The following is a 12,137-nucleotide window of genomic DNA, read 5'->3' on the forward strand; positions in this document are numbered from 1 at the left end:
GCGGTAACGTCATAAGAACTTCTTATGAGGTGGAAGACGCTAATGAAGATGTTATAGGTCGTTTTGGCAGCTTAGCTGAGGCTGAGAAATTTATTAAGCTGTTATGTCACTTAAATTTTGAAGAAAAAGCCTTCTAAGTCTAGGTTTGAGTCTATAAGAGCTTATTCTCTCAAGACATCTTAATTACTATTGGCTTATATGCTGATAGCGGGACGCAATCCCAAGCTATTCAATGCAACTACTCTATCCGACTATTATATTCGATAAAATCCCGCTTCAGAGTAATAAGAGGCTATAGCCTTTTTTATATCTAATCATTCCCTGAAACTTGTTTCTATATTGAGTTTTCACCGTCGAAAACGGCTCCAGTTATAGCTTTACCATATTAGTCAGAAAACCATATCAGAACCTATCATCTTCACTAGTAGAGTTACGGGTATTTATATACAATCAATTGCCCAAGGTATTATTTTATTATTAATATAGAGCATTAAAATTATCAAATTTAAGCTGCATATTTTATTTTAAACCTGTTTGGCTAGTATGCTGAGCAATATATATGAATCGGTCAGTCAATGAATAATTCGATTAAGTATCACCTAGCCAATTTGATTTTCTGCCCAGCAACTAAAACAATTGCCAAGCCGGATGGCTCAATTGTAAAGTTGAGACCGCAACGAGCCAACATCTTAGCTTTGTTTATTGAGTATAAAGGGCAGCTAGTAACCTCTGAAATCCTGCATAGCCGCATATGGAAAAATCGTCAGGTAGAAGATAAAACGGTACAGGCCGCATTAACCAAGCTGAGAACAAGTTTGGGTTGGCGAGCAGGTGAAAACCTTATTAATGAAAGAAGTGAGGGCTATCGTTTAGTTTGTGAAGTAATAGAAGTTAATGAACCTACATACACTCAAACAGTAGCACCTCAAGAGCTAGTGGATAAAACAGTAAAAAAAGGCGGCATAACTAAATCTGTATATGCAGCGGTATTTGCTGTTATAGCCGTAGTATTTATAACAATGCAATACTTTGCTTTTAGCGCTAATCCGCCTGACACAGTTAGAGAATTTAACACAAAGCCAATTACCTATATTAAAGGGCAGGAGCTAAAACCAAGCCTATCTCCTAATGGTAAATACCTGGCTTTTACTCATGCTAAAAATAAAACTTTACAATATCAGGTGAAAGTAAAGTTATTGTCAAATAATAAGTTTTTATCTGTTGATGACGCATCCTTTTCAAGCTCTGCTAGTTGGAGTGCCAACGGTTCGACATTATATTATCAGGCATTCGGAAATGAAGAATGTTTAGTTAAAAAAGTTCAGCTAATCGAAGAAATGATGTTTAGTAAACCTGAAGTTATTACGTCATGCGGTAAAGAAAAAAGTGAAAGCCCACTGGCCGTAGACAAAAATAATGAGTGGTTGTATTTCTCTTATAAAACAGCGCCAAATAAAGCGATGTATATTAAGAGAATCAATTTAAATACCGGCAAAGAACAGCAGTTAACAAGCCCAACTGAGGATGCTTACGGTGACTATAGTTTAAGCTTGAGTCCTGATGGTAAAACCTTAGCGATATTAACGTTTGACGCTTCCGCTATTGGTCGTGTGTATACGATGGATTTGCAGACCAAAGAACAAGTTTTGGCATTTAGTTATAAGCACCTTTTATATAATGTTGATTGGGCAAAACATGGCAAATCTTTCTTTTATATAGATCAAGATGCTTATATCGTTCAATTCAACTTAGACAGCAAAGTGAAAACTAAAATAACCCAATTGAGCCAAAGCTCGCAAACAATACAAGTAATTGAAAATGGTAGTTTTTTGGTGGGTTTTGGTGAGTTTTATATAAGTGATTTATATAAACGTAGATTGGGTACTTATAAAACAGTACAACTTCAAGAAAGCCATTTCAATGATCATTCAATTACACCAATAAGTGTTGCACCAGAACAATATACCTTTGTTTCCAATCGTTCTGGGCTACAGCAAATTTGGCTTTATGATAACGGCAGCTTAAAGCAGCTGACGGATTATAAAAAACAGCTATTAATCAAAGAACTTAATTTGTCTGGGGATAATACTTCATTAGTTTATTTAACAAATTCAACAGTAAATGTGCTTGATTTAAGTGAGAATGTTTTTCAAAAAATCACCACCAATGAAACACATTTTAGAAGTCCTATATGGCATTGCAATAACGAGACTATCCTTGCGACTACTAAAGTAAATGATGTTTGGTCTTTAGCTGAAATTATACCGTCAACAGGAACTGTGGATATTCTATTAAAAGGTGTAACGAGTATTAAATCGGATTGTAAAAATGATAAATATTATGTTGCCCAAGAAGAAAAGTTTGGCGTATTTTTATTAAAAAACTTACAGGACAATATTCAAGCCACACCTCTTTTAGCTGATTATTATTTTGGTAGTGGCAGGCAGTGGTTAGTAGAAAATAATGTCGCCTACTTTGTAGATCAAAGGGTACTTTACTCAATAAACCTTAAGGCTAGGACTAAACCAGAAAAGTACATGAGCAATGTAAACATGGTAGGCTTTAACGTTGCATCCCCAAATATATATTTTAGTGAAAAAATACTAAATGATTCATATATCGCTCAAATAACAGCCGAAGGCAGTAAAAAGTAGTAAACGGCAGTTATTTTTTTTCGCTAATTTGCAGTAACTTAAATCCATCTAAAATCATAAGTTAAAGATGGAAGCTATGAAAAAAATTATCTGTTTATTATCCCTTGCGCTATTAATTAGCAGCGCTTCAGCTCAAAACACTGCTCAATTAAATGACTTTAAAGGCACTACTGGTGCTGATAATAAAGATCTAATAATCATCATACTTTGTATGCCTTTCCCATCTTGTGAAAAACTTGACGATAACTTGTCGAACAAATAACAAAGCGAACCATAACTTTCCCTTTCAATTATTCTCGCCTCCGTGGGCAAGGGAGTAAAAATAATGTATGCAATGTTATCGCTAGACCTAGATAAAAAGACCACTACTACAGAACGAGAAAAGTTCTATGCCCACATAAGAGGTAGTGGTTGGATGAAACTTGCCAATGTATCGACAACTTGGTTCACCAATTATAGAGCAACGGTAAAAGAAGACAGAATCATCGCTGAAGTGAAACAAGACGTAGCCGCTGCAGCAAGATATTCAGGGGTTACTACTTATGATGCCGTGGTCAATGTTAGCCCTTCAGAGCCAAGTTCGTTTAGTTATATCTCACTAATGGTGTTATGAATTTAAATGAGGAGCGGTCATGGAAGAGAAAATATTTTTCGACGCTGGTAATATTTCTGTCTCCAACAGCCGATTTATTGTCGATGGGCAAACCTATGCAATAGATAGCGTTACTTCGGTAAATGCAGGAGTAAAACAAGCCAAGAAAGGCACAGGTATTTTAATTGGCTTAATTGGTGTTTTCGTTTTATTTTCAGCGAAACCTTTTCTATGGGGGACTAGTTATTATGATGTTCGCTACTTTAGCTTTAATAGGAGCTAGGAATAAATATTCGGTTGTTCTAAGTACTTCATCGGGAGAAAACCAAGCATTAACTAGTGAAGATAGAACACAGATTGAACAGGTTTTTTCAGCGATAAATGAAGCAATAGTGAGTAGAGGATAAAGCTAACACTAGCACGCTTAGTAGTTGATGCAGCATATTGGCACTTTTATAACCTAGAGCCTAATTGTGCACATAACTATGTTCTAGATCAGTTAACTAAGTCAAAAAATAGGTTTGAATTCTTATTTTCTCCAATATCAATCGAAGAACTTGAGGGTGTTAGTGCTCAAATGTTTTATGCGTTTTAGTTGGAAAATAAGTTATCAAAATTACTAGCATAAGCCGTATTAAATCAATTTATTAAAACCGAGAAAGGAGATAAGCATGGCTGTTAAACATATCCCTACAGACGTAGTACACCAAGAAAAAAAAGGTGGCATTACCGGCTGTGGCATTGATACCACAAGGAATAATAATCATTGGATCGATTCACAGCAAAAAGTCACTTGTGATAAGAGTGGTTGTAAGGATTAGGTTTTTATAAAAAGTAATCTTACGCAAATACAATTTAATAGGAATTAATAATGTCTTGTCCGCAACAGCACAGGTATAGCACTGACTTTGAATCAATTCCTTATGATCAAAGTCAATTTAATGGGCGTCATAAATGCGCTGGGTGTGCATACGAACAAGGTCATATATTAGTACTATCGAAAGCCCCATCTATAAATATCGCCTTTGAAGCTCTATCTGATAGTCAAGCAGGTACAGTAAGGTATAAAAGTGTTCAAACTGCATTTTCAAGTGGGTATTTAGATTGTATATTAGCTTCTTATAAGTAAATAAAGGGCAACTAGCTTCAAACTAGTTGCCCTTTATTCTTGAATTAAACGTTACTGCCTCAGCTTTTCACTCACAGATCCTTAGCTCTCAGCTAGCAAAGTTACTTCTCTAACAAATTCTCTTTAAAGAACTCAGTTTTCATCGTTTTATAATGCAGCGTAGTGCCTTTGCCTTCTCGTAAACTATGGCTACGGTTAGGGTAAGACATAAACTCAAACTGCTTGTTATACTCAACCAATTTATTGATTAAACGCTCACTGCCTTGGTAATGCACGTTGTCATCACCAGTGCCATGTACTAGCAATAACTTACCTTGCAAGTTTTCCGCATGAGTAATCGGTGAGCCTTGCTTATAACCTTCAGCATGATCTTCTAACAAGCCTGAGTAACGCTCTTGGTAAATCGTATCGTAAAGTAATTGATCAACTACTGGCGCTGATGAAATGCCGACATGATATTGCTCCGGGTATCTAAATAACATATTTAAAGTCATAGAGCCGCCACCTGAATGTCCCCAAATGCCAACTCGGTCTGTGTCTATGTAAGACCAACGTTTTGCCATGGCTTTTAACGCATCACTTTGATCACGTGAAGATAAAATACCGACACCGCCATAAATTGACTTACGCCATTTTTGCCCTTTAGGTGCACGGGTACCGCGGTTATCAACAGATGCTACTATGAAACCTTGCTGCGTTAACATTTGGTCCCAGATAAAAGCATTACCGCGCCATTTGTCTTGTACTGTTTGTCCCCACGCTTCACCGTAAACATAAAATATGATTGGGTATTTTTTGCTAGCATCAAAGTTTGCCGGGCGGGTGATGTAACCGTCAAGTACTAGGCCGTCTTGTGCCTTAACTTGGAAGAACTCTGTTTGCGCAATATCTAGCTGTGCTAACTTAGCTTTTAACTTGTCGTTGGTCATTAAGCTGTGTTTTTTCTCATGCACGTTTTTCTCATGAAAATTTTGCTCTGCTGATGAAACGTTGTCATCAGCAGACATGCTAACTAAATATTTGCTGGTTGGTTTGGTAAAGCTTGAATAGCTATGAATTGCCCAGCTGCCGTTTTCTGCCATTTGATATTGGTTAAAACCAGCATACTCAGTTGGCGTAACACGTTGGTTAGATAAGCTGCCGTCTAATTTACTGCGGTATAAATAACGTTGCGAAACGTTTGTTGGTGAAGCAATAAAGTATAACCAGCCTGATTTTTCATCAACGGCTTTTATACTGGTAATATCAAACTCACCTTCAGTTAAGTTGGTTACTGTTTTGCCGTCACGTGAAATACGGTAAAGGTGACGCCAGCCGCTACGTTCACTGGTCCAAATAAAGCTATTACCCTGGTCTAACCATCTAGCATCGTCAAAAAAGTCTAAGAAGTTTTCTTCTTGCTCGGTCATTACTAACTTAACTTTACCGCTAGTGACGTTGGCTAGGTATAAGTGGTTGGTATCTTGTTTGCGATTAACATGTTGAACTAATATTTCGTTGCTATTACCTGACCAATTCATGCGTGGGATGTACATATTACGCGAGTTGTTTGGTAGTTTTGTCCAGGTTGTTTTTTTACTGGCTAAATTGACTATGCCTACTTTTGCTAAGGCATTGTCTTCGCCTACTTTCGGGTAAGGGAATTTGATTAATGTTGGGTATAAGGCATCAGTATTATTGATCATGATGAAATCTTTGCTACCACTGGTGTCTAGTTGCCAGTAAGCGATTTTTTTACTGTCTGGGCTCCAGCGAAAGCCGTCACGGATCATAAACTCTTCTTCGTAAACCCAATCAAATAAACCATTGATAATGCCGTTGCCAGCACTGTTGGTTAGTTGAGTGATGCTCATGTCGTTAAGGCTTTGCACATAAATATTATTGTTCAGCACATAAGCGACTTGTTTGTTATCAGGTGAGAACTTGGCAAACATCAGTTGGCTCTTAGCTACATTTTTTCCGCCCAGTTGGCTAAGTTTGTTATTACTGAAATCAAATAACCAATAGTCGCCACGACTGTTTGAACGCCAAACTTTTTCGCTATTGGTATAAATTAATAATTTGCTGTTATCTTTTGAGAAAAGGTAATCGTCTATAGTCAGTGATGCTTCTGCACCTTGGGGTGTTAACTGCTTAGCGGTTACGAGTACAGTGCGAGTTAATGTTTTAGAGTCATATCGCACTATGTCCTTACTTATACTCTCTTCATGGTCAACTTGGTCTTTTTGTTCGTGCTCGCTCTTTATTTCTATATCGCTAGCTTCGCTTTCTTTTGAGTCTTCTATAGCAAGATAGCCACTGCCGTCTTTTAGCCAGCGAATTTGGCCAATTTCTTCTGATTTAAAAGCTTTATCTTGATAAATGCTTTTAAGGGTAAGCGCAGAGCCTGTTTGTTTAGCGATTGATTGTTCATCTTCTGTACCTGTGCTTTGACAAGCTGAAAGTGACAAAGCAATAGCCGCAGTAAGCAGAATTTTTGTCGATAACTTAGAGAATGAAGAGGTTAAGTGTGTTTGTAGCATAGTTTTCCTTAAGCTTGGCAATACGGGCTGTAATTTCAAGCAAGCACTATAAATTGTATACAATTCATGTTCAAGTGAAAGGCGATGAGTCACCATTCTTTATTGATGAAATACTTATCTTTTAATTAACGTTGAATTAACGTTGGATTAACGTTGAAATTAGCTTTAGCTGATAAATATAATATTCGCGCTATTGAAATAGAATTGTTAGGCTCCATATTTATAATCCATCCATATTTTTACTGGCAGCTAGTATGACCTACGCACTAGAAATTAGCGCATTAGCAAAAACCTATAAAGGCGGTTTTCAAGCTTTAAAAGGCATTGATTTAACCGTAGAAAAAGGTGATTTTTTTGCCTTACTTGGCCCTAATGGTGCCGGTAAATCTACTACTATTGGTGTGATAACGTCATTAGTGAATAAAACGGCTGGCCAAGTAAAAGTATTTGGCTATGACATTGATACCGATTTAGAAAAAGCGAAAAGCTTTATCGGCTTAGTGCCACAAGAATTTAATTTTAGTCAGTTTGAGCCCTTGATGCATATTTTAGTGAATCAAGCTGGTTATTACGGCGTACCTAAGCCTCTGGCCATTGAAAGAGCTGAAAAATATCTAAAACAACTCGAGTTATGGGACAAGCGTGATGAACCCGCTCGGGCACTTTCTGGTGGTATGAAGCGCCGTTTGATGATTGCCCGTGCGTTAATGCACGAGCCACAGATGCTTATTCTAGATGAACCAACCGCTGGCGTTGATATTGAACTACGCCGCTCTATGTGGGGTTTTTTACGTGAGCTTAATAAGCAGGGTATTACCATTATCCTTACCACGCACTATTTAGAAGAAGCGGAAATGCTCTGTCGCAATATTGCCATAATTGATGGTGGTGAAATTGTCGAAGATACCAGTATGAAAAAGTTACTAGCGCAACTGGATGTTGAAACCTTTGTTTTCGATATTAAAGTAGCGGCAACTGTGGCCGAACTTGAGCAGTTTGTAGAGCAATCACAAGAAATTACTTATCGCGTTATTGATGATCACACCTTGGAAATTGACTTAAATAAGTCGCAAAACCTTAATCAGGTATTTGCACAATTGAATGTCGCCAACATTGAAGTACAGAGTATGCGAAATAAAAGTAACCGCCTAGAAGCTTTATTTGTTAGTTTGATCAATAAAAAATCAAGCGCGACAAAAAACAAGTCGCAGAGCGCTACTGTGGGAGCGAACTAAATGAACAATTCGATTGCTTTAAAAAGTATTTTAACCAAAGAAATTCAACGTTTTATGCGTATTTGGGTGCAAACCTTAGTACCGCCAGCCATTACTATTAGCTTATACTTTGTTATTTTTGGCTCACTAATTGGTTCGCGTATCGGTGAAATGGGCGGCTTTGATTATATGTCGTTTATTGTACCCGGCCTTATTATGATGAGTGTTATCACTAACTCATACTCTAACGTAGCCTCGTCGTTTTTTAGTGCCAAGTGGCAGCGAAATGTTGAAGAGATGTTAGTAGCGCCTGTGCCTAACTGGGTTATTGTTGCTGGCTATGTTGGCGGCGGTATGTGTCGTGGTATTTTAGTTGGCTTAATTGTTACCCTAGTGTCATTGTTATTTGTTGATATTCAGCTGCACAATATTTGGGTGATTATCGCTACTGTGGTACTGACTTCGGCAACCTTTGCTTTAGGCGGTTTAATTAACGCTATTTTTGCCGGTAGCTTTGACGATATTTCCATTATTCCGACCTTTATTTTAACGCCGTTAACTTACCTTGGTGGGGTGTTTTATTCGATCAGTTTATTACCGGATTTTTGGCAGGGCGTTTCACAAGCAAACCCAATAGTTTATATGGTTAATGCCTTTAGGTACGGTTTTTTAGGTATATCGGATGTCAGCTTAGTGACGGCTTTTGCAGTGATTATTTTCTTTATTGTCACTTTATTTACTATCGCTATGACACTTATCTCTAAAGGTATAGGACTAAGAAGCTAACTATGACCGAAAAAATGACCAAAAAGAAGACTGAAAAAATGACAGCTAATACAGATGACAGCCAAACAATGGGTGACTCTAAGGCGATTATTAGTAATCAAGAGGGCATTCATGAGAAGCTTGATGATGTGGTGAAAAAACACCTTACTCATGCCTTTCAAAAACCTTATCAAAAGCATACAGAACAAGCCTTCGCTGAAATGGATGCTTTTGTTAAAGCTTTTCTAACCGCTAACCCTGATGGTGAAATTATCTTGGATGCTTGCTGTGGGGTAGGGCAAAGTACCCGTATTTTAGCCCAACAAAATCCACAAGCATTAGTGATTGGTGTAGATAAGTCCGATCATAGAATTAATCGTAATGTTGAAGGTTTTGCTGCCGATGATGGCTTTAGCGCCCAAAATTATCATTTAGTACGTGCCGATCTCAATGACTTTTATCGTTTGGTGAAAGCCGCAGACTGGCCGGTATCAAAGCACTACATTTTATATCCTAATCCTTGGCCTAAGTCTAAGCACTTACAGCGCCGTTGGCATGGTAGTGCTGTTTTCCCACAAATGGCCAGTATTGGTCAGCAACTGATTTTGCGCAGTAATTGGCGTATTTATTTAGCAGAGTTTCAACAAGCTGCTAAGTTTGTTGGTTTGCAAGGTGAAATAGATGCTTTACCTGCTGCTGATTCTTCTGCGGCGTTAACGCCATTTGAAGCGAAATACCAAGCTAGTGGCCAGATATGTTGGCAATTAACGCTACATAGATAATGAATATTGACAGGATTGTTGACGAAATTACGGGACTTTTGCGGTGTTTTTTATTAAAGTGCGTTTTTCGTCTGAGCTACAAATAGCCAATAATTATAAAACTTGCGTGTGGACAGAACAGGAATTGGCCAAGCAAGTGAATATAGTAAAGTAAAGTGAAAAACTATGAGAGCAACTAAGCGCATTGCTGAAGCAACGCAAGAGTCATTACATCGAATTTTTACCATTGCGGAAGCGCCTGATTCTACTTTAGGACGTCTTGAGCAAGAAATGTCACAAAATTTGGTTGGCTTTTTAAACAACCATATTGTTGCCAGTAAAAATGCCTTAACGGATATTGAGCAAGATTTTGTTAATCCTCATATTCCAGAGCAGCCTGAATTCGTTTCTGATCATATGCATCATTTGCTCGATAAATTAGTCGCGCAATCAGTTCATACCTCAAGCCCTAGCTTTATTGGTCATATGACCTCAGCACTACCTTCCTTTATTTTACCGCTGTCTAAGTTGATGGTGGGTTTAAATCAGAACTTAGTTAAAGTTGAAACCTCAAAGGCTTTTACTCCGCTTGAACGCCAAGTTTTAGGTATGATGCACAATTTGGTCTATCAGCAGGATGATGATTTTTATAAAAGCTGGATGCATAGTGCTCAGCATTCTCTGGGCTCTTTTTGCTCAGGTGGCACGGTCGCCAACATTACCGCTTTATGGGTAGCGCGAAATAAGCTGTTACAAGCCGACGGTGACTTTAGAGGCGTAGCCCGAGAAGGCTTACACCGGGCGATGAAACATTATGGCTATCAAGACTTAGTGATTTTAGTATCGGAACGTGGTCATTACTCATTGAAAAAATCTGCTGATATACTCGGTATAGGCCAAGAGAATGTCATCGCTATAGCAACCGATAAATATAATAAAATCGATTGTCAAAAGTTGGCGGAGAAATGTCGACAACTTAGCGCGCAAAATATTAAAGTGCTCGCCATTGTCGGTGTTGCTGGCACCACTGAAACCGGTAATATTGACCCTCTTGATAAAATGGCTGAAATTGCTCAGCAAACTCAGTGTCATTTTCATGTTGATGCCGCTTGGGGCGGAGCAACATTGTTATCGAACAAGTACCGTCCTTTGCTTAAAGGCATCGAACAAGCTGACTCAGTGACCATTGACGCTCATAAACAGATGTATGTGCCTATGGGCGCAGGTTTAGTTATTTTTAAAGATCCTGCCTCTGTGAGTGCCATTGAACATCACGCGGAATATATATTACGTAAAGGTTCAAAAGATTTAGGTAGTCACACATTAGAAGGCTCTCGCCCGGGCATGGCGATGTTAGTGTATGCAAGTTTGCATATAATTAGCCGACCAGGTTATGAAATGCTAATTAATCAGGCCATTGAAAAAGCCGAATATTTTGCTGAGCTTATTAATCAACATGATGATTTTGAATTAATTACTCGCCCAGAGCTTTGTCTATTAACCTATCGTTATGCACCTAAGCCAGTACAAGCTTTGTTAGCTCGCAATGATGATGACGCTAACAAATCGCTGAACTTGTTATTGGGTAAATTAACCAAGTTTATTCAAAAGCGCCAACGTGAAGACGGTCGATCTTTTGTCTCTCGTACGCGTATTGAAGTGAGTCGTTACGGCGGTGAAAAAGTGATTGTCTTTAGAGTAGTGTTAGCCAATCCGTTAACGACTAAAGAAATTTTACAGGATATTTTAGAGCAGCAATGTCAGCTAGCGCAGGAAAGTGAGAATTTCTTACCTGAGCTACTGAAAATGGCTGAGTAAAGCCGTTTATTAGCACTGAATAACGCTAGCTAAACTGCCAATAAATAAATTTTTAAAGGCGCAAGTTAATCAACTGTCATTCCCGTAATCACTTAGTCGGGAATCCATGGTTCATTGCTCATAGGGCCTTTGTTTCAGCTTTGCTATAACTACTTACCATGATTAGAATCGAAAAAGGCGCAAGTTCATCAACTGATTAACTTGCGCCTGTTTTGTCATTGATAACTACAGCAATATATAAATTGTTTTAGTAGTTATGGTAAAGACCAAACTCTTGGTTTATCTTCAGGTTTTGCTGGTTAGCCCAAATATAATATTCTTGATCTGCCAACTCGCTTGCTGCTTCTTTATCAAGTAAGACAATAGCGTTTTCATGCAGCTGTAAAGACGATGCCGGACAGACGGCTGATAATGCACCAGTTACCATATCTTTTACTGCTTTAGCTTTGTTCTTACCTGTAGCCATAAGTAGTACATATCTAGCATCTAGAATAGTAGCAATACCCATAGTCATGGCTAATGTTGGCTGAAATTCATCAGCAGCAAATAAACGACTGTTATCATCAAGTGTTTGTTGAGTGAGTGTTTTAATGCGGGTACGAGAAGCTAAGCTTGAAGTTGGCTCATTAAAGCCAATATGACCATTGGCGCCAATACCTAGTATTTGTAAATCGACACCGCC

Annotated in this window: 12 protein-coding genes; 10 read left to right on the forward strand and 2 right to left on the reverse strand. The window is 38.2% G+C overall.

Going from position 1 to position 12,137, the window contains the following annotated elements; translation table 11 throughout:
- The first annotated feature begins 575 nt into the window (after window positions 1-575).
- The 6 genes from HRT50_RS14725 to HRT50_RS14745 all read left to right on the forward strand — a co-directional run bounded on the left by HRT50_RS14725 (window position 576) and on the right by HRT50_RS14745 (window position 4,067).
- Window positions 576-2,654: a winged helix-turn-helix domain-containing protein gene (locus HRT50_RS14725; RefSeq protein WP_291615792.1), complete on the forward strand. Its 2,079-nt coding sequence runs from the start codon at window positions 576-578 to the stop codon at window positions 2,652-2,654.
- 76 nt (window positions 2,655-2,730) lie between these two features.
- Window positions 2,731-2,916 carry a hypothetical protein gene (locus HRT50_RS14730; RefSeq protein WP_291615794.1) on the forward strand — a complete coding sequence of 62 codons (186 nt, stop codon included), beginning with the start codon at window positions 2,731-2,733 and terminating at the stop codon, window positions 2,914-2,916.
- Window positions 2,917-2,979: 63 nt separating this feature from the next.
- Window positions 2,980-3,267, forward strand: a complete 288-nt coding sequence (locus HRT50_RS14735; protein WP_291615796.1) for a hypothetical protein — start codon at window positions 2,980-2,982, stop codon at window positions 3,265-3,267.
- A 19-nt stretch (window positions 3,268-3,286) separates the two neighbouring features.
- A complete protein-coding gene (locus tag HRT50_RS14740) occupies window positions 3,287-3,529 on the forward strand; it encodes a hypothetical protein (protein ID WP_291615797.1) in 243 nt (80 codons plus the stop codon).
- Window positions 3,498-3,653 (forward strand): DUF6232 family protein, encoded by a 156-nt coding sequence (locus tag HRT50_RS18900; RefSeq protein WP_367238883.1) that lies wholly within the window; start codon window positions 3,498-3,500, stop codon window positions 3,651-3,653. Before HRT50_RS14740 ends, HRT50_RS18900 begins: the two co-directional genes overlap by 32 nt.
- Before the next feature lie 264 nt (window positions 3,654-3,917).
- Window positions 3,918-4,067 carry a hypothetical protein gene (locus HRT50_RS14745; protein ID WP_291615798.1) on the forward strand — a complete coding sequence of 50 codons (150 nt, stop codon included), beginning with the start codon at window positions 3,918-3,920 and terminating at the stop codon, window positions 4,065-4,067.
- A gap of 409 nt (window positions 4,068-4,476) precedes the next feature.
- On the opposite strand, the gene HRT50_RS14750 is transcribed toward HRT50_RS14745, so the two are convergent.
- Window positions 4,477-6,897 (reverse strand): S9 family peptidase, encoded by a 2,421-nt coding sequence (locus HRT50_RS14750; RefSeq protein ID WP_291615799.1) that lies wholly within the window; start codon window positions 6,895-6,897, stop codon window positions 4,477-4,479.
- A 254-nt stretch (window positions 6,898-7,151) separates the two neighbouring features.
- Here HRT50_RS14750 and HRT50_RS14755 point away from each other — a divergent pair, with 254 nt between their 5' ends.
- The 4 genes from HRT50_RS14755 to panP all read left to right on the forward strand — a co-directional run bounded on the left by HRT50_RS14755 (window position 7,152) and on the right by panP (window position 11,455).
- The gene (locus tag HRT50_RS14755) at window positions 7,152-8,132 is read left to right on the forward strand and encodes an ABC transporter ATP-binding protein (RefSeq protein ID WP_291615801.1); all 981 of its coding nucleotides are present in this window, start codon (window positions 7,152-7,154) and stop codon (window positions 8,130-8,132) included.
- Window positions 8,133-8,897 carry an ABC transporter permease gene (locus tag HRT50_RS14760; protein ID WP_019026367.1) on the forward strand — a complete coding sequence of 255 codons (765 nt, stop codon included), beginning with the start codon at window positions 8,133-8,135 and terminating at the stop codon, window positions 8,895-8,897.
- A gap of 38 nt (window positions 8,898-8,935) precedes the next feature.
- A complete protein-coding gene (locus HRT50_RS14765; RefSeq protein ID WP_291615808.1) occupies window positions 8,936-9,658 on the forward strand; it encodes an SAM-dependent methyltransferase in 723 nt (240 codons plus the stop codon).
- A gap of 165 nt (window positions 9,659-9,823) precedes the next feature.
- Window positions 9,824-11,455: a pyridoxal-dependent aspartate 1-decarboxylase PanP gene (panP, locus tag HRT50_RS14770; protein WP_291615804.1), complete on the forward strand. Its 1,632-nt coding sequence runs from the start codon at window positions 9,824-9,826 to the stop codon at window positions 11,453-11,455.
- A gap of 247 nt (window positions 11,456-11,702) precedes the next feature.
- On the opposite strand, the gene HRT50_RS14775 is transcribed toward panP, so the two are convergent.
- On the reverse strand, window positions 11,703-12,137 hold a 435-nt coding region (locus HRT50_RS14775; RefSeq protein WP_291615806.1), incomplete at its 5' end, for a 6-phosphogluconolactonase.

Origin of the sequence: Colwellia sp. (assembly GCF_013215345.1) — a bacterium.
GTDB lineage: Bacteria > Pseudomonadota > Gammaproteobacteria > Enterobacterales > Alteromonadaceae > Colwellia.

What these genes read in the sequence shown, in the direction of transcription:
- HRT50_RS14750 (WP_291615799.1), bottom strand. Translation starts at nt 6,897, where the DNA reads ATGCTACAAACACACTTAACCTCTTCATTCTCTAAGTTATCGACAAAA.
- HRT50_RS14745 (WP_291615798.1), top strand. Translation starts at nt 3,918, where the DNA reads ATGGCTGTTAAACATATCCCTACAGACGTAGTACACCAAGAAAAAAAA.
- HRT50_RS14730 (WP_291615794.1), top strand. Translation starts at nt 2,731, where the DNA reads ATGAAAAAAATTATCTGTTTATTATCCCTTGCGCTATTAATTAGCAGC.
- HRT50_RS18900 (WP_367238883.1), top strand. Translation starts at nt 3,498, where the DNA reads ATGTTCGCTACTTTAGCTTTAATAGGAGCTAGGAATAAATATTCGGTT.
- HRT50_RS14740 (WP_291615797.1), top strand. Translation starts at nt 3,287, where the DNA reads ATGGAAGAGAAAATATTTTTCGACGCTGGTAATATTTCTGTCTCCAAC.
- HRT50_RS14735 (WP_291615796.1), top strand. Translation starts at nt 2,980, where the DNA reads ATGTATGCAATGTTATCGCTAGACCTAGATAAAAAGACCACTACTACA.
- HRT50_RS14725 (WP_291615792.1), top strand. Translation starts at nt 576, where the DNA reads ATGAATAATTCGATTAAGTATCACCTAGCCAATTTGATTTTCTGCCCA.
- panP (WP_291615804.1), top strand. Translation starts at nt 9,824, where the DNA reads ATGAGAGCAACTAAGCGCATTGCTGAAGCAACGCAAGAGTCATTACAT.
- HRT50_RS14755 (WP_291615801.1), top strand. Translation starts at nt 7,152, where the DNA reads ATGACCTACGCACTAGAAATTAGCGCATTAGCAAAAACCTATAAAGGC.
- HRT50_RS14760 (WP_019026367.1), top strand. Translation starts at nt 8,133, where the DNA reads ATGAACAATTCGATTGCTTTAAAAAGTATTTTAACCAAAGAAATTCAA.
- HRT50_RS14765 (WP_291615808.1), top strand. Translation starts at nt 8,936, where the DNA reads ATGACAGCTAATACAGATGACAGCCAAACAATGGGTGACTCTAAGGCG.